Source organism: Leeuwenhoekiella sp. MAR_2009_132, from assembly GCF_000687915.1.
GTDB lineage: Bacteria > Bacteroidota > Bacteroidia > Flavobacteriales > Flavobacteriaceae > Leeuwenhoekiella.
The window spans coordinates 2,143,384-2,159,951 of the sequence record NZ_JHZY01000004.1 but is presented as its reverse complement, the minus strand read 5'-3'; the positions used below and the strand labels follow the sequence as shown (position 1 = coordinate 2,159,951).

Annotated in this window: 17 protein-coding genes; 12 read left to right on the top strand and 5 right to left on the bottom strand. The window is 34.6% G+C overall.

All coding sequences use genetic code 11. From position 1 onward, the window contains the following. Positions 1–9: 9 nt before the first annotated feature. Positions 10–396: a nucleoside triphosphate pyrophosphohydrolase family protein gene (locus P164_RS17790; protein WP_028377671.1), complete on the bottom strand. Its 387-nt coding sequence runs from the start codon at positions 394–396 to the stop codon at positions 10–12. 119 nt (positions 397–515) lie between these two features. Here P164_RS17790 and P164_RS17785 point away from each other — a divergent pair, with 119 nt between their 5' ends. The 3 genes from P164_RS17785 to P164_RS17775 all read left to right on the top strand — a co-directional run bounded on the left by P164_RS17785 (position 516) and on the right by P164_RS17775 (position 3,490). Beyond that, positions 516–704: a hypothetical protein gene (locus P164_RS17785; RefSeq protein ID WP_028377670.1), complete on the top strand. Its 189-nt coding sequence runs from the start codon at positions 516–518 to the stop codon at positions 702–704. 76 nt (positions 705–780) lie between these two features. Further along, positions 781–1,833, top strand: coding sequence for an SRPBCC family protein (locus P164_RS17780; protein ID WP_028377669.1), 1,053 nt, complete (start codon positions 781–783; stop codon positions 1,831–1,833). Positions 1,834–2,257: 424 nt separating this feature from the next. Beyond that, positions 2,258–3,490, top strand: coding sequence for an MFS transporter (locus P164_RS17775; protein ID WP_028377668.1), 1,233 nt, complete (start codon positions 2,258–2,260; stop codon positions 3,488–3,490). Here the strand turns inward: P164_RS17775 and P164_RS17770 are convergent. Beyond that, entirely contained in the window at positions 3,480–4,883 is a 1,404-nt protein-coding gene (locus P164_RS17770) for an alpha/beta hydrolase (RefSeq protein ID WP_028377667.1), read from the bottom strand. The genes P164_RS17775 and P164_RS17770 overlap by 11 nt on opposite strands. A 105-nt stretch (positions 4,884–4,988) precedes the next feature. After that, positions 4,989–5,186: a DUF1328 domain-containing protein gene (locus P164_RS17765; RefSeq protein WP_028377666.1), complete on the bottom strand. Its 198-nt coding sequence runs from the start codon at positions 5,184–5,186 to the stop codon at positions 4,989–4,991. 210 nt (positions 5,187–5,396) lie between these two features. Here P164_RS17765 and lipA point away from each other — a divergent pair, with 210 nt between their 5' ends. Genes lipA through P164_RS17750 form a run of 3 tightly spaced genes read left to right on the top strand, consistent with a single transcriptional unit; the run spans position 5,397 to position 9,550 of the window. After that, on the top strand, positions 5,397–6,269 hold the full coding sequence (gene lipA / locus P164_RS17760) for a lipoyl synthase (RefSeq protein ID WP_028377665.1): 873 nt from the start codon (positions 5,397–5,399) through the stop codon (positions 6,267–6,269). A 12-nt stretch (positions 6,270–6,281) separates the two neighbouring features. Further along, complete coding sequence (gene gap / locus P164_RS17755) at positions 6,282–7,286, top strand: type I glyceraldehyde-3-phosphate dehydrogenase (protein ID WP_028377664.1); 1,005 nt, start codon at positions 6,282–6,284, stop codon at positions 7,284–7,286. A 44-nt stretch (positions 7,287–7,330) separates the two neighbouring features. Next, positions 7,331–9,550, top strand: coding sequence for a response regulator (locus tag P164_RS17750; protein WP_028377663.1), 2,220 nt, complete (start codon positions 7,331–7,333; stop codon positions 9,548–9,550). On the opposite strand, the gene lpxK is transcribed toward P164_RS17750, so the two are convergent. Then, on the bottom strand, positions 9,540–10,559 hold the full coding sequence (gene lpxK, locus P164_RS17745) for a tetraacyldisaccharide 4'-kinase (protein WP_028377662.1): 1,020 nt from the start codon (positions 10,557–10,559) through the stop codon (positions 9,540–9,542). The two genes, P164_RS17750 and lpxK, sit on opposite strands and share 11 nt — an antisense overlap. A gap of 131 nt (positions 10,560–10,690) precedes the next feature. Here lpxK and P164_RS17740 point away from each other — a divergent pair, with 131 nt between their 5' ends. The 4 genes from P164_RS17740 to P164_RS17725 all read left to right on the top strand — a co-directional run bounded on the left by P164_RS17740 (position 10,691) and on the right by P164_RS17725 (position 13,793). Then, positions 10,691–11,785, top strand: a complete 1,095-nt coding sequence (locus P164_RS17740; RefSeq protein ID WP_028377661.1) for a Nif3-like dinuclear metal center hexameric protein — start codon at positions 10,691–10,693, stop codon at positions 11,783–11,785. Between the two features lies 1 nt (position 11,786). Further along, positions 11,787–12,566: a zinc ribbon domain-containing protein gene (locus tag P164_RS17735; RefSeq protein WP_028377660.1), complete on the top strand. Its 780-nt coding sequence runs from the start codon at positions 11,787–11,789 to the stop codon at positions 12,564–12,566. A 127-nt stretch (positions 12,567–12,693) separates the two neighbouring features. After that, positions 12,694–13,359 (top strand): peptide-methionine (S)-S-oxide reductase MsrA, encoded by a 666-nt coding sequence (gene msrA / locus P164_RS17730; RefSeq protein ID WP_028377659.1) that lies wholly within the window; start codon positions 12,694–12,696, stop codon positions 13,357–13,359. After that, positions 13,359–13,793, top strand: coding sequence for a DUF4174 domain-containing protein (locus P164_RS17725; protein WP_028377658.1), 435 nt, complete (start codon positions 13,359–13,361; stop codon positions 13,791–13,793). The genes msrA and P164_RS17725 overlap by 1 nt, the downstream gene beginning before the upstream one ends. Here P164_RS17725 and P164_RS17720 read toward each other — a convergent pair. Continuing rightward, complete coding sequence (locus P164_RS17720; RefSeq protein WP_028377657.1) at positions 13,790–14,587, bottom strand: class I SAM-dependent methyltransferase; 798 nt, start codon at positions 14,585–14,587, stop codon at positions 13,790–13,792. The genes P164_RS17725 and P164_RS17720 overlap by 4 nt on opposite strands. 141 nt (positions 14,588–14,728) lie before the next feature. On the opposite strand from P164_RS17720, the gene P164_RS17715 reads away from it, so the two are divergent. Together P164_RS17715 and P164_RS17710 are read left to right on the top strand one after the other, a co-directional pair. Beyond that, on the top strand, positions 14,729–15,841 hold the full coding sequence (locus P164_RS17715; RefSeq protein WP_028377656.1) for an alkene reductase: 1,113 nt from the start codon (positions 14,729–14,731) through the stop codon (positions 15,839–15,841). Between the two features lie 94 nt (positions 15,842–15,935). After that, positions 15,936–16,568 (top strand): flavin reductase family protein, encoded by a 633-nt coding sequence (locus tag P164_RS17710; RefSeq protein ID WP_028377655.1) that lies wholly within the window; start codon positions 15,936–15,938, stop codon positions 16,566–16,568.

Below are 16,568 nucleotides of genomic sequence, written 5' to 3'. Positions count from 1 at the left end.
TTGAATCGATTACTTGTTGAGTATTTCTTTAATGTTAGGTTTAAAATAGTTTGGTCCTTTGAGCACTTTTCCATCTTCTCTATAAATAGGCTTTCCATTAGCGCCTAACTTACTCATATTACTACGCTGTATTTCATTAAAAACTTCTTCTATTTTATACTGCATACCGTGCTCGAGTATGGTGCCACATAGTATATAAAGCATATCACCTAAAGCATCTGCGACTTCAATTAAATCATTTGCCTGCGCGGCTTTGAGATACTCTTCATTTTCTTCCTTCATTAGGTTAAATCTAAGCATGTTTTTTTGTTCACCTAAATCTGCTTTAGGCTCATCATTAATTCCTAAACCAAATGCGCTATGAAATTCGTGTACTGCAGCTAATCTTTTTTTCATCTCTATTTCTGTTATAAAGGCTTAATTTTGATTCACTAATACAACATACTCGATGAGTAAGCTAAGTTTAGTGCTTAAAAACAAAATTAAACTTAGTAAATTGTTTAAAATAATTTAAAATGTTCAGTACCGGTCAATTAATTTTTGCAGCACTATTTTTTGTAGCATTTATCGCATTTGTGTTTATGAGCTATCGCAAAGATAACAAGCTGCATAAAAAAGAATACAAGGGCAGTTATTGGATTTTAATTGGTTTTGTAGGTTTTGTACTTATCCTATTTGCTATAAAATATTATTTAAAGGAATAAGAACCAGTGTAGTAATCTCCTAATAATTAAATATCAAATCATATTTAATTGTTAAATTTGAATTCAAACCCGCTAAATGAAAATTTTAAAATATTTATTCTTTCTCCTGCTAATCCTATTTATAGCAGGAGCTATTTTTTTTGCAACTAAAGACGGCAACTACGAGATTGAAGAGACTCAAATAATTAAAGCTCCTATAGATCTGGTCTTTAATAAAGTTAATGATTATAAATCCTGGGAAAACTGGGGACCCTGGAAAAAAGAAGATCCTACAATGGTCTTTAACTATCCCGAAAAAACAAGCGGTGAAGGTGCTAGTTACAGTTGGAATGGCGAAGAAGTTGACGGTTCTATGCGAACTACTTCAGTTATAGAAAATCAACGATTAGAGCAGGACATAACATTTATAACACCTGCGGGTGAACGTAATGCTCATGTCTATTGGCAGTTTGAGCAAGTAGACGGTGGCACTAAAGTTACCTGGGGCATTAGAGGAGAACATACTTTAATGGATAAAGCGTACTTCACCTTAATGAGTTACGATTTTGACGCAGATATGCGTACGATGTATAAATCTGGCTTAACTTCTTTAGACGAAAGTGTTTTAGAAGATATGCAGGTTTATACTATTAAAACAGATGGAATCACACAATACAGCGGCGGGTTCTACATGTATGTAACCACATCTACTACCATTGATGCAGCCCGTGGAAAAATAAAAGAAATGATTCCGCAGGTACACAGATATATGGAAGGAAATAACATCACTATTTCAGGAAAACCATTAACCATCTATAATTCAAAAGATATAAACAATAATAGCGCTATTATTTCTAGTGGAATACCTACAACTTCACAGATAATAGTTGCAGAAGACAGCACCATTCTTTGTGGTTTTATGCCTTCATATAGTGTTATTAAAACCACTTTAAAAGGAGATTATAAAAATCTAAAAGAAGCCTGGAATGCTACTGAAGCATATTTAGTAAAAAACAACTTCACACCTGCCCAAAACAGTTATCCCTTTGAAATTTATGTAGTAGGACCTGAAGACAACCCCAACCCGGCAGCCTGGATTACTGAACTTTACATACCAGTAACTATAGAAGATACGCTTCCGGAAAGTTAATAAATAATCAATCCTGATATTTAAAGGTGGTGCTGGAAAGCACGCAACAAAATCTACGGGAAAATGGAAAAATAACCGGAAGTTTTGCCACTAATATATTAAGGTTGTCGACAGTTTTTATACGAATCTGACTTTCAAAACTTCTTTAATCTTTAAAACTGAAATTTTTTCAGCTCTTTTTAGTATTTATTAAAGCAATTGAATTAGTTTTATTCTTGAAATTAAAACTACTTTCAAAAGTATTTTAAATAGAATATTCCACAAATGGAATAATGATTATGAAAAATTACAACACACATTATTCACGCACAATTGAGGTCTTATTGACCCTGCCTGATATTTTGTGTTAACTATACAAGTTATTCTATTATAAACACGAAAGTCTGGCCTCTAAAACGCCAGACTTTTTTTATGCTTATTTTTTATGTTTAGTCTGTTTTCTTCATACCTCAACACCTTTAAAGGACTTTCAAAAGAAGTATGGTGGCTTGCACTCATTACCCTGGTTAATCGTGCAGGTGCAATGGTGATTCCTTTTTTATCGCTTTACCTTAAAGATGACTTGCAGTTTAGCTTATCTGATGTAGGCTGGGTGATGACCTGTTTTGGATTTGGTTCACTTGCAGGGTCGTGGTTAGGAGGTCTCCTTTCTGACAAAATAGGGTTTTATAAAACTATATTGTTAAGTCTTGTAGGTACAGGACTGGGTTTCTTCTGTCTTCAGTTTATAACCGGGTTTTGGGCAATATGCTTTGGCTTTTTTATCTTAATTGCAATTGCAGACCTATCAAGACCCGCATTTTTTGTAGCACTAAGTGCTTATAGTAAACCCGAAAATAAAACTCGCTCGTTAACTCTAATTCGCCTTGCCATAAATCTGGGCTTTTCTGCAGGCCCTGCCATTGGCGGACTCATAATTGCAGGAATAGGCTATTACGGATTATTCTGGGTAGATGGTGTAACCTGCATTCTTGCAGGCTTTATACTTATAAAAACATTAAATCCTAAAAAAGCTAAAGTTACCGATGAGGAAAAATTAATAGAAAATCCGCTTTCTCCATATAAAGATAGGCTGTACCTCATTTTTTTGATAGCTCTTGCACTATTTGGGGTCGTATTTGTACAATATTTTTCAACGGTTCCTCTATTTTATAAAGAGATAAAAGGGCTTTCTGAATCTCAAATAGGCTTACTACTTGGGTTAAATGGTCTTGTTATTTTTCTGTTTGAAATGCCTTTAATTGCATTTGCAGAACGCAGAGGCTGGTCTCAAATATCTAGCGTGATAGGTGGTTTGCTGCTTACCGGTATTAGTTTTGGTTTTTTCTTTGTTAATGGTTATAACAGCACTTTAATATTAGGAATGATCGTTGCCACTTTAGGGGAAATGATTGCATTTCCGTTTGGCAATGCTTTGGCATTACGCAGGGCTAAATTAGGTAGACAAGGAGCGTATATGGGATTGTACAGTATGTCATTTTCATTATCTCATATATTTGGCCACAATACAGGTATGCAGCTGGTAAACAAATTTGGTTATGACAGCACGTGGTTATTTATGGGAGGTGTTACATTACTTGCATTAGTACTTCTACTATATGTAAAAAACATACTTGCGAAAGAAAAAAATCAAACTCTTGACTTATCTAAAATTTAGCTTTCCCTAAATAAGATTTAATTAGTTGATTATAAACGGGCTTTATTTTTAATGTTGTCGTTTGCGGAATTTCGTAAAGCGCATCGTAATCTGCAAACCCCTGCTTTAATAATTCTTCTAAATAAAAATAGGCAGTGTTATCGTCATTATCTTGTGCAGATAAACTTATAATATTAAGATAAGCCTGATAATCTTTACTATCAAGCATGGTCATTAATACGTTTCCAAAAATACGTTGCGCTAAAAGAGACACTTTATTTAATGTCAGAAAATCTTCAACAGTGTAATCTATATAGCCTAACATGCGTTTTGCTACTTTTTGTTCATTAGGTTTATCCGAGTCATTTGATGCATTTTTAAATTCATTAATTCGACTATCCCAATAGCCAAGATTCTCAAAATTCGCTGCAACAATATCAGATTCTAAAAAATATTCAATGTCATCTAACAGTAACAACTCCTCTAAATTACCAGATCTGTCTAATCGCTTAGCAGTTTTATAAGATTCTGTATTTCTAAGACTTTTATAAAAATTCTTAATTGCATCAAGATCTACCTTTCTGCGATAATCTCTTTTTAAGTCCAAACTAAGATCATAAGCAGTCAAATATTCTTTATTCAATACCAGACTTTTTAGTCCGTTTAGATCATTTTGGTACCGCTTTTCCCATAGTGTATCAGAAATCTTTAGATTAATATTATCTGCTTGAATATGATTTAATCTATTCAATAAAACCCCTATAAAACTTGCTCCTGGCCATTCTCCAGAATTTGAATACGTATACAACTCATTTGAAGAATTAAAACTTTTCATCATTCTAAAATAATCTGCCATTTGGTAATAGTTAGGTGAAGACTTCCCCACTACTCCTATAACATTATTTTTTCGCGCCTGCGCAATATATTGATCTGCAAAATATACATCATCTACTAAAAGAATACCTGCTGTATTTTTAAGCAAATACGATAAGGCACTTGTTGCTTTTGCCCCAGCTCCTAATCCGGCAATATAAATCTGTGAAGGTTCTAGCGCAACTTTTGCAAAGACATCGCGCATTATGGTTATGGCATTATTTGCATTGTAATCAAGACTATCTAAATTATTACTCATCTTAAAATTATTTGAGACCACTACATAGTCTTCTCCTGCAATAGCAGAGACAAATAACCGGGAAGCACGCATACCATCACCATTAGGATCAAAAATGAATAAGCCTTTAACAGGCTTAGTCGCTATAAAATTTTGCGGTATATAAATAGAATAATTTAAAGAAGTGCTATCTGTTGTAACTTCAATCTCACTTACCATACCTTTTGTTAAGGTCTGGTTTTGAGCAAATGAAAGAGAAGAAAATAAAATAGATACTATAACTAACGATAAAAATTTACGCATAGGTTTTTTCTAAAATAACTACAATTATTATGCTACAAATTAAGAATAAAAAAAACTGCCTTGTATGGGCAGTTTTTATATTTAGGAATGAAAGTATCGTTAATTCTATGATTTTACCCGTTGGGCAATTTGATCCTGATTATTTTTAAATAGAAATTTAGCAAAAAGCGAAACAACAAATAAATCTGCAGATATTAAGAATAATACGCGTGCTGCCTCGGTAGCCCATAGATTAAAACCCCCAAAACCGTAAATCCCTGTTATAAGTGCTATAATCAAAAAAGGAAGTGTAAATCGTTTCATATGAGTGTTTTTAAGTTTAATTACCAGTGTAAAAGTATTTCGATTCTTTATTTATTATTCACAATAAATTACTAATTGCTATAATTTTAACTACTTATCTAAACACAATCTTAACACGCAATAAAAAGCAATTCAAAAAGCGCTACAAAATCAGAGATAAGTTCATAATTCACCTACAGTTTGTATCTTTACAACAGCAAAAAAAATGGCATGATTACTGAAACGATTGCAGCACCTGTAAGAACTCCTAAACCGAAGTGGCTACGGGTAAAATTACCTACAGGTAAAAAATATACAGAACTTAGAAGTCTTGTAGATAAATACGATTTACATACAATTTGCACTTCGGGCAGTTGTCCTAATATGGGAGAATGCTGGAGTGAAGGGACGGCTACATTTATGATTTTAGGCAATGTATGTACGCGTTCTTGTGGATTTTGCGGAGTTAAAACCGGAAGACCAGATACTTTAGACTGGGAAGAACCAGAAAAAGTTGCACGTTCTATTAAGCTAATGAATATTAAGCATGCGGTTATTACTTCTGTTGATCGTGATGACTTAAAAGATATGGGTTCTATTATGTGGGCAGAAACGGTAAAAGCAATTCGTCGTATGAACCCAAATACTACTTTAGAAACTCTAATACCAGATTTTCAGGGAAATGAGCGAAATATAGACCGTATTATTGAAGTTTCTCCAGAAGTGGTATCTCACAATATGGAAACTGTAAAACGTCTTACTCGTGAAGTGCGTATACAGGCGCAATATGAGCGTAGCCTGGGAGTTTTAAAATATTTGAAAGATAACGGTATTAGACGCACCAAGTCTGGCATTATGCTTGGTTTAGGTGAAACCGAAGAGGAAGTTTTACAGGTTATGCGTGATCTTAGAAGCGCAAATGTGGATATTGTAACAATAGGTCAATACCTTCAACCCTCTAAAAAACACTTACCTGTTAAGCAATTTATTACTCCAGATCAATTTAAAAAATATGAAGTGCTGGGTCTAGAAATGGGCTTTAGACACGTAGAAAGCGGGGCTCTAGTGCGCTCTTCATATAAAGCTCAAAAACACCTTCTTTAGTCCCCATACGTAATGTCTAAAATTAAAATTGGAATTAATGGATTTGGCCGCATTGGCCGAAGACTGTTTCGTTTGTTATACGATCACCCGTTGATAGAGGTTATTGCAATAAATGACCGTGCAGATGGCGCCACACTTGCGCATTTATTAAAATATGATAGTATCCACGGAATTTTTAAAAAAGACATTTCATTTTCTAGTGGAAAATTAAGGGTTGATAATAAAGAAATTAGTCTTTATCAATTTAGTGAGCCTAAAAATATCCCCTGGTTATCGCATAATCTTGACCTTGTAGTTGAGAGTACGGGCAAGTTTAAAACTTACGATTTACTTGAAGGTCATCTAAAAGCGGGTGCACCTAAAGTTATTCTAAGCGTCCCGGCAGCAGATGACCGTATTAAAACTATTGTTTTAGGTGTAAATGACAACCTAATTACGGGAGACGAATTAATTATTTCTAATGCGAGTTGCACCACTAACAATGCTGCTCCTATGATTAAAGTAGTAAACGATCTATGTGGTGTTAAACAAGCATATATTACCACAGTACATTCCTATACAACAGATCAAAGTTTACACGATCAACCTCACCCAGATTTAAGAAGAGCTCGTGCTGCAGGACTATCTATCGTACCCACAACAACGGGAGCTGCAAAAGCGCTTACTAAGATTTTTCCAGAACTTTCTAATGTAATTGGAGGATGTGGTATACGAGTACCGGTTCCTAACGGTTCATTAACAGATGTCACTTTAAATGTCGCTCGAGATACAACTATCGAAGAAATAAATGAAGCATTTAAAAAAGCTTCAGAAACGTATTTGAAAGGCATTTTAGAATATACAACGGTGCCTTTAGTCTCTATAGATATTGTAGGTAACGAAAATTCCTGCATTCTTGATTCACAAATGACTTCCGTAATTGGTAATTTAGTCAAATTAATAGGTTGGTACGATAACGAGACCGGCTACTCTGCCCGAATCATAGATTTAATTATTAAAATCTCACGAAAATCTTAAAAGATCGTTCCTAATTTTGGCAAAGTGCCTATATTAGTAGCTCAATGAAGAAAAAAATGTTTTTTGACAAAAGACTAGTTGTCATCTTTTTGTTATTCTCTCTTATTTCCTTTGGTCAAAGACCAGGTAATAATGAAAATGAGCGCAACATTAAAATTGACTCTCTCATTATAGATGCTGTAAATCTAATTGGAGCTTCAAATTTTACAGAATCTGTAAAAAAACTTGAAGAAGCACGATATCTTGCTCAAAAAATTGACAATAAAAGTAGAGCTGCTACTGCCAGTCAACTTCTTAGTAATGTATATTTAAAACAAGGTGAGTTTGATAAGGCTAATATTGAAATCAGGGATGCCATCATTACTCATCAAGAACTTAAAGAGACAGATCAGTTAGGTAAGGATTACTTATATTATTCTCAAATTTTAATCAAAACTAACGATTCACAGCGTGCGTTACCTTTTTTGGAACAGGCAGAAACGATATTAATAGGTTCTCGCGATAAAGGGGTTACAGATGATCTGGCTTCAGCCTACCTCTATCACGGTAACATCTTGCAAGAATTGAAAAAACCGGAAGAAGCATTACCTAAATATGAGAATGCACTGGCATTGCTTCTTGATCAAAAGAAAAAAAATTATTTTGTAATTGCTCGTATCTATATTCAAAGTTCACGGGCATATGAAAGCCTGTTATCTACAGAGAAGAGTTTAGATTATGCTAAAAAAGCACACGAGTTAAGCATAAGTAATAATTTTCCGCAGATAGAGTTAGATGCTTTAGCTCTATTAAGTACTATTTACAGTAATTCTAAAGATTACGAGAAGGCATTTACCTATCTTAATACATACAATCAAAAACGTCAAACCTACTTTGGTGACAACGGCTCTAATACAAAGGCATTAACCATACGCAATGCGCTTTTATCTGAGATTGACCCGGCAGATTATAATCCTGCAAGGCTGGTACAAGCCAATAAAATCACCACAGTTCTAATTATTGCTCTATTTACGATACTGTGTCTTCTAGCGCTATCGCTTTATAAAAACAACAATCTAAGAGCAAAAGCAAACGAGTTGCTACAAGCTAAAAATGCAGAATTAATTATAGCTAAAGAAAATGCAGAAAAAGCTTCTGTTGTAAAAGCGCAATTTTTATCTACAATTACACACGAGCTGCGTACACCTATGTATGCGGTGACAGGGTTAACTCATTTGTTATTAAGTGAAAATCCTACAGCTGAGCAAAAGAAACACCTGGATTCTTTAAAATTTTCTGGTGAATATTTACTCTCACTTATTAATAACATTCTTGATCTTAACAAACTCGAAGCAGATAAGGTAGAAGTAGAAAAGGCAACTTTTAATCTGCGCAAACGTGTAGACGATGTGCTTTTTGCGCTAGAACGATCTGCTCAGGAAAAAGGTAATAAACTCATATTAGAATATGACAATGCTATACCAGAACAAATTGTAGGTGATCCACTTATGATGTCTCAAATTCTAATAAATCTTATAGGGAACGGAAATAAATTTACCCGTGATGGCAGCATTTTTGTTAGAATTAATCAAATAAGTAAAAATGAAACTCAAACCTATCTTCATTTTGAAATTGAGGATACGGGTGAAGGAATCAGCAAGAAAAAACAGAAAGATATTTTTCAGAACTTCACACAGGGTTCTGTTCAAATTAACAGAAAATTTGGTGGTACTGGCTTAGGTCTCTCTATCGTAAAACGATTATTAAACTTACAGAAGAGTAAAATAGAACTGGAAAGTACACTCGGAAAAGGATCAAAATTTTTCTTTGATATTAAATATGCCCTACCATTGAGTAAAGACAAAGAACCCGAAGAACGCGTATACGAGATTGATTATGAATCTTTAAAAGGAAGAAAAATCCTCGTTGTAGAAGACAATAAAATTAATCAAATGATCACCCGTAAAATCTTAGAAAAGAATTTTATGGAATGTGATGTTGCAGATAACGGAGAGATTGCCATAGAAAAAGTAAGATTTGAAACTTATGACCTTGTTCTTATGGATATTCATATGCCGGGAATTAGCGGTATAGAAGCAACCGAAAAAATTAGAGAGTTTAATAAAGACCTTCCTATTCTCGCCTTAACCGCTGTAACTATAGATGAAAATATAGACGATTTCTATCTTGCAGGATTTAATGACATCATTCCGAAGCCTTATAAAATTGAAGAATTCTTCTCTAAAATACACAATGCATTAAAGCGTAAAAATGTTATTCTCTAACTGAATTTGATTGTGCGAAGTTTAGAATAAGACGATTAAATTCTTCCGTATTTCTATGAAAATTAAAAGTAATGGGGATGTAAAATAGAGCTGCTTTATTCAGTTTTCCATTAAGTCGCACAAAATCCTTTTCGGTAGTAAGAATAACAGGATACTCATCAAGTTTTTTGAGTTCGTCATCAGAAAAATTATGATGGTCTGCAAATTGAAGATGGGTGTAGCTTAAGTACTCCTTATCTAAATACTTCAAAAAAGGTTTAGGTTTAGCAATACCCGTAACTACTGTTATTTGTTTTTTATTAAACACATCCCACCTTACAACACCTGTTTTAGATTGTGGCTTTCCGTAGTTTATAGTTGCAAAATAAACGGTAGCATCAGTATATATTGATATCTTCTTTTGTATTTCCTGTTGCTTTTCAATTGACAAATTTTGAGGACATTTAGTCACCACAACACAATCTGCTCTATCTGCTCCTTGCCTGCTTTCTCTTAAATTTCCTGCAGGTAAAACAAAATCATTGTAAAATAAATCATCAAAGGCGGTAAGCAAAATAAGCAAACCCGGCTTTACCTTTCGGTGTTGATACACGTCATCTAAGACAATTAATTCAGGTTGTGGTAATGAATCTCGTAATTTTGAAATACCTACAACACGGTCTTCACAAACAGCAACACGCACATCTCTAAACTTTCTGGCAAATTGCAAAGGTTCGTCTCCCGTATCGCTAGCTTGCAAATCTGGAGTCACCTCAAGATATCCTTTAGTATCCCTACCATATCCTCTGCTAAGTGTGGCTGTACAGTAGGTATCTTTCAATAGAGAAACAACATACTCTGTCATTGGAGATTTTCCGGTGCCACCAGTAGATAGATTACCTATACCTATTACAGGAAAATCATAGGAATAAGAATCAAAAAAAGACTGGTCAAAAAGATAATTCCGCAAACGCGTCACCCCATCATAGGGGATAGCAAAAGGCCAGAGTATTTTACGAGCGTTCTTCACAGGCTCGAAGTTATAATTTTTATATTTACGCACCACAGGCTGAATCACTCTGTGATTTTTCCGCAGAATTGTTTGTTTAACAAACTACTTTCAGCATAACATCTTAAAAAGAATTTACAGTTTAATATATTATGATAATTAACGAAGTTATTAAAGCCTTAGAAGAGTTTGCACCTCTGGCTTATGCCGAAGATTTTGACAATGTAGGACTCCTTCTAGGAGATAAGAATAAAGAAGTTAGTGGTATTTTAGTGGCCCTAGATACCCTTGAAAAAACGGTAGATACTGCAATTGCTAAAAATTGCAACTTTATTGTAAGTTTTCATCCTATTGTTTTTAGCGGACTAAAAAAAATAACGGGTAAAAATTATGTGGAGCGTGTAGTTTTAAAAGCTATAAAAAATGATATCGCTATTTATGCGATTCACACAGCTTTAGATAATATGCCCCACGGCGTTAGTAAAGGTATGTGTGACGCTTTAAATCTTATTAATAGAAAAATTCTTATTCCTAAAAAAGGGGTTATTAAAAAACTTACAACTTATGTCCCCGAAGCGGAAATTGAACACGTACGTAATGCATTGTTTAATGCCGGCGCAGGCAATATTGGCAATTATGATTCCTGTAGTTTTAATACATCAGGGGTTGGTACGTTTACAGGTAATGCAAATAGCAATCCTACAAAGGGTAATCGTGGTGAGTTTCAAAAAGAGAATGAAATTCAACTTCACGTAACTTTTGAGGCGCGTTTAGAATCAAAAATACTCCAGACCCTTTTTAATGCACATTCTTATGAGGAAGTTGCTTATGAAGTCACCACGCTAGATAATATAAATCAAAATATAGGAATGGGAATGCTTGGCGAACTTCCTGAAGCGATGAATGCATTGCCTTTTTTACAATTAGTCTCAAAAAACTTCAATGCAAAAGGGGTACGCCACTCGATGCTGCTCGACAAACCTATTAAAAAAGTAGCTGTTTTAGGCGGAAGCGGAAGTTTTGCCATAGATGCTGCAATTAGCTCTGGAGCAGACGCTTTGATCACCGCAGATTTAAAATACCATCAGTTTTATCAAGCTGAAAATAAACTTATACTGGTAGATATAGGTCACTATGAAAGTGAGCAATTCACAAAAAATATTCTTACTGACTTTCTTACGAAAAAATTTACTAATTTTGCAGTCGTTTTAGAAGACGAAAACACCAATCCTATTAAGTATTTATAATATGGCAAAAAAGACCGAAGCTACCGTTGAAGAAAAACTCAGAGCATTATATGATTTGCAACTGATACATTCTCGTGTTGATACCATTCGCAATGTGCGTGGTGAGCTTCCTTTAGAAGTAGAAGATCTTGAAGATGAAGTTGCAGGATTAAATACCCGACTGGAAAAACTAGGAGGTGAACTTGGTTTAATCGACGATCAGATTAAAGCTAAGAAAATTCTTATTGATGAATCAAAAGCTTCAATTAAGAAATATACTGAGCAGCAAAAGAATGTGCGCAATAACAGAGAATACAATTCTTTAAGCAAAGAGATTGAATTTCAAGAATTAGAAATTCAATTAGCTGAAAAAAATATTAGAGAATACCGTGCTCAAATTGAGCAAAAAAATGCTGTTATTGATCAGACTAAAGAACGTGTTGGAGAGCGCCAAAAGCACTTAAAACATAAAAAACAAGAACTTGATGCAATTTTAGCAGAAACTGAAAAAGAAGAACAAGCGCTTTTATCTCAAAGTGAAGCATTTGAAAATTCTATAGATGAGCGTCTTGTAAAAGCCTACAACCGCATACGTTCAAACGTACGTAATGGCCTTGCTATAGTTGCTATTGAGCGTGGTGCTTCAGGAGGATCATTCTTTACTATTCCTCCGCAAGTTCAGGTAGAAATAGCTGGTCGCAAGAAAATCATTACAGATGAACATAGTGGTAGAATTCTTGTTGATGAAGAATTAGCTCGCGAAGAACAAGAAAAAATGGAAGCAATCTTTTCTAAGATATAAACTTTCAACCTATATTATACTAAAAGCCTCGTTTTACGGGGCTTTTTTTATGACCTAAACTAGAGTTTAACAAGGTCTTAGCAGGAGCGTCTTTAAGATTCCGCTAATTTTATTTAAAAATTAGGTTATGAAGATTTTATCGCCGTTCTTATTCCTTCTCCTCCTCTGTATTTCATGTAAAAAATCAGATACTACAGATCACGATGCGCTAATGATGCAAAAAGATCCTGTACAAACTCAAGCTGTAGATGGCTTTGAACGCGCTTATTTTGCTAGTGGTTGTTTCTGGTGTGTTGAAGCTGTCTTTGAAAGCGTAAAAGGTGTTGAAGAAGTGGTAAACGGTTATAGCGGTGGAAGTGAAAAGAATCCAACTTATGAACAGGTGAGCTATGGCAAAACCAATCATGCAGAAGCCGTTGAAGTATTTTATAATCCGCAAGTAATTTCTTATCAAACGCTAGTTTATGTGTTTTTTGCATCGCAAGACCCTACGACTTTAAACAGACAAGGTCCTGATCGAGGTCGCCAGTATAGATCTATTGCTTTTTACCAAAATGAAGATCAACATACAATTATAGTAAACACTATAAAGAGACTGAATACAGATTTTTATGATGGTAAAATAACAACTCAGGTAATGCCTTTCCAAAAATTCTGGAAAGCAGAAAATTACCATCAGGATTATGAACGTAACCACCCTAATGACCCGTATATCGTGGGAGTTTCTATACCCAGACTAAATAATTTTAAAAAGAAATATCCTGAATTATTAAAAGAAAATACCACACACTAATGACTAAAGCCGCTTTTTTACCGTTATTCTTGTTTGCTCTATCTGCCACTGCTCAAGAAGATTTTTCAAAATATAAATCCCGGAATCGCATCTTGGTCTTTTCTACTACCAGCCTTCAAAATGAAAGTTTTAAAGAACAATGGGAGTTATTTAAATCAAGTTCAAAAAAGTTAGATGATCGCAATATTATTCTATTTGCGCTCTCTAAAGGGAGAATTTATGATAAAGAGTTGAAAGTGATTACCTCTTACCTCATCGCTCCGCTTCGAAAAAACTATAACATTACGGTGAGTTTTGAAGGTATCACACTTATAGGAAAAGACGGCGGAGTTAAGTTTAAAAAAAATTATACTGTTGAGCCCCGTACAATTTTTGAAGTAATTGATCAAATGCCAATGCGCCAGCGCGAAATGAGACAAAATATAGACGATTAAATCGTGGTCGCTTTTAACTCATATATAAGCGGATAAAGTTTGTCTTTGGTTTCAAAACCAGATTTTGTTTTAATAAGTTCTGGTAAAATATTATAAGGTGATGCATCGTGCTCCCTTAAAAATTTTACTGTTAAACCCGCCTCAATTAATGCATTGACCACAGTTCCCAACCCGTGATTCCAGGTGCACTCTTTACTTATCATAGGTGCTTCGGGCTCTGCATATGTGCCCTTGTATTCTTCATAAATCATTTGAGTTTCATTATAAGCATATTTTAAAACAGCAGGTTGTTTTGTATAATCAAACATCCAGACCAGCGGATGAAATTCAACCATATAAAATATACCTCCCGGCTTTAAACAATTAGCAATCATTGCTGCCCAGGGCTTCAAGTCTGGTAACCAACCTACATCGCCGTAACTAGTATATACAATATCAAATTTCTCATTAACCAGTTGAGCTGTATCTAAAACGTTTCCGCAGAAAAAACGCGCATCTAAGGCCAATTCCTTATTTAAACTTTCAGCTATTTCAATAGCCTTATTAGAAAAGTCGACACCCACACATTGCGCTCCCAGCCTACTCCAACTCAAGGTATCCTGACCAAAATGACATTGCAAATGTAAAAGCGACTTACCTGCTACATCAGATAACGCACCTAACTCGTATGAATTGAGACTAGACTTACCACTTTTAAAAGCATCCAGATCATAAAAAGCACTGGCTGCGTGATAGCCGGCCTTTAAATCCCAGGTTGCTTTGTTAACATTAAAATAGGAATCGTACATATTCATTTTATAAAACGTTTAACAGGAGTCCTGGTTAGGCTACCGTAATTTCATAGACTAATATAATAAGAATAAAATTTGATAACATAGATCAACCTTGTTCATACTAAGGATCTATATTTTTATTTAAAATTGAAAAAGAAAATTATGAAAACCGATCAACCTTTATTAGAATCATTTGTTTTAGGAGATATTACTTTAAAAAACAGAGTAGTTATGGCTCCTATGACACGTAGTCGCGCAGACAATCCCGGTAATGTACCTACAGATATACACGTAAAATATTATACTCAAAGAGCCGGTGCGGGATTAATTATTACCGAAGGCTCACAAGTGTCTAAACGTGCAGTAGGATACATTCACACTGCTGGTATACATACTGAAGAACAAATAGAAGGCTGGAAAAAAGTTGTAGATGCCGTTCACGCAGAAGATGGCAAAATTTTTATACAATTATGGCACGTAGGCCGTATGTCACATCCAGATTTTCACAATGGTGATAAACCCTTAGCTCCAAGTGCTGTAAACCCTAATGCACAAGCATATACGCAAGACGGATTTAAAGATACTGTAGCACCAAAAGAAATGACCCTAGCTGAAATTGAAGAAACACAGCAAGAGTTTGTAGATGCTGCAAAAAATGCATTAGAAGCAGGTTTTGACGGTGTCGAAATACACAGTTCAAACGGATATTTATTTCATCAATTTTTTAACAAAAAAGCAAATGTACGTACTGACAATTATGGTGGAAGTATAGAAAACCGTGTGCGCTTTTTCTTTGAAACATTAGATAAAGTAAAAGAAGTTATTCCTGAGAATAAAATTGGAGTGCGTCTAAATCCATCCTTAAACGGTGTTTTTGGTATTGAAGCTACAGAAGATACCATACCTACATTTGATCATATTATTGAGCGTTTAAATAACTATGACTTGTCTTATCTACACCTTTCTGAACCGTTTACAGACGTTAGCGATATAGACTTTTTAAAAACGGAAATCGCGAAGAGATACAGACCTATTTACAAGGGTAACCTAATGATTAATGGTGGTTTTACTCAAGATAAAGGAAATGAAGTTATCAAGGAAGGCAATGCAGATTTAGTAGCTTTCGGAAAACTATATATATCAAACCCAGACCTTGCAGAACGTTTTGCAATTAATGCCCCAATGGCAGAATGGGATAATGATACTTTTTATTCACAAGGTGAAAAAGGATATACAGATTATCCTACTTACGCAGAGGAGACTCAAGAGGCGTAAGTAAATCAAAAAGTTATGTTATTTTGTTTAATGTTAACAACCTTATAATTAAACAAAAATTAAATTTAGGGTAAGTTTTACTTACCCTTTTTTTATGAAACATTATACAGCACAAGCGATAGAAGAAATGCCCTCTAGATATAGAGCGCATTTTATAAATAGTTGTACTGGCTTTAAGTCGGCTAACTTACTCGGTACAATTTCTAAAGACGGTATTACAAACGTCGCTATTTTTAGCTCGGTAACGCATCTAGGAAGTAACCCTCCCTTACTAGGTTTTATCTTACGCCCCACTACTGTAGAGCGTAATACCTACGACAATATTAAAAAATCTGGAATATTCACGGTAAATCATGTAAATCAGAATTTTATACGAGAAGCGCATCAAACTTCTGCGAAGTATGCGGGCACCATTTCAGAATTTAAGGAAACACTTCTTGATGAAGAATTTTTAAATGATTTTGAAGCTCCTTACGTTAAACAAAGTCGTATAAAATTAGGATGCGAATATGAAAATGAATATTTCATCAAAGAAAATGACTGCATTTTTGTTATAGGAAAGATTAAACATATTTATGTAGATAAAGAAATTCAGGATGACGATGGTTGGTTAAATTTAGAGCGCGCGCAAACTGTTTGTATAGATGGTCTTGATGGTTATGCTTTACCACAAATCTTGAACCGGTTCTCGTATGCTAAACCCGGTGAATCCCTAAAGACGCTATAA

Coding starts and splice junctions, on each gene's coding strand:
- P164_RS17790 (WP_028377671.1), bottom strand. CDS start 396: ATGAAAAAAAGATTAGCTGCAGTACACGAATTTCATAGCGCATTTGGT.
- P164_RS17785 (WP_028377670.1), top strand. CDS start 516: ATGTTCAGTACCGGTCAATTAATTTTTGCAGCACTATTTTTTGTAGCA.
- P164_RS17780 (WP_028377669.1), top strand. CDS start 781: ATGAAAATTTTAAAATATTTATTCTTTCTCCTGCTAATCCTATTTATA.
- P164_RS17775 (WP_028377668.1), top strand. CDS start 2,258: ATGTTTAGTCTGTTTTCTTCATACCTCAACACCTTTAAAGGACTTTCA.
- P164_RS17770 (WP_028377667.1), bottom strand. CDS start 4,883: ATGCGTAAATTTTTATCGTTAGTTATAGTATCTATTTTATTTTCTTCT.
- P164_RS17765 (WP_028377666.1), bottom strand. CDS start 5,186: ATGAAACGATTTACACTTCCTTTTTTGATTATAGCACTTATAACAGGG.
- lipA (WP_028377665.1), top strand. CDS start 5,397: ATGATTACTGAAACGATTGCAGCACCTGTAAGAACTCCTAAACCGAAG.
- gap (WP_028377664.1), top strand. CDS start 6,282: ATGTCTAAAATTAAAATTGGAATTAATGGATTTGGCCGCATTGGCCGA.
- P164_RS17750 (WP_028377663.1), top strand. CDS start 7,331: ATGAAGAAAAAAATGTTTTTTGACAAAAGACTAGTTGTCATCTTTTTG.
- P164_RS17740 (WP_028377661.1), top strand. CDS start 10,691: ATGATAATTAACGAAGTTATTAAAGCCTTAGAAGAGTTTGCACCTCTG.
- P164_RS17735 (WP_028377660.1), top strand. CDS start 11,787: ATGGCAAAAAAGACCGAAGCTACCGTTGAAGAAAAACTCAGAGCATTA.
- msrA (WP_028377659.1), top strand. CDS start 12,694: ATGAAGATTTTATCGCCGTTCTTATTCCTTCTCCTCCTCTGTATTTCA.
- P164_RS17725 (WP_028377658.1), top strand. CDS start 13,359: ATGACTAAAGCCGCTTTTTTACCGTTATTCTTGTTTGCTCTATCTGCC.
- P164_RS17720 (WP_028377657.1), bottom strand. CDS start 14,587: ATGAATATGTACGATTCCTATTTTAATGTTAACAAAGCAACCTGGGAT.
- P164_RS17715 (WP_028377656.1), top strand. CDS start 14,729: ATGAAAACCGATCAACCTTTATTAGAATCATTTGTTTTAGGAGATATT.
- P164_RS17710 (WP_028377655.1), top strand. CDS start 15,936: ATGAAACATTATACAGCACAAGCGATAGAAGAAATGCCCTCTAGATAT.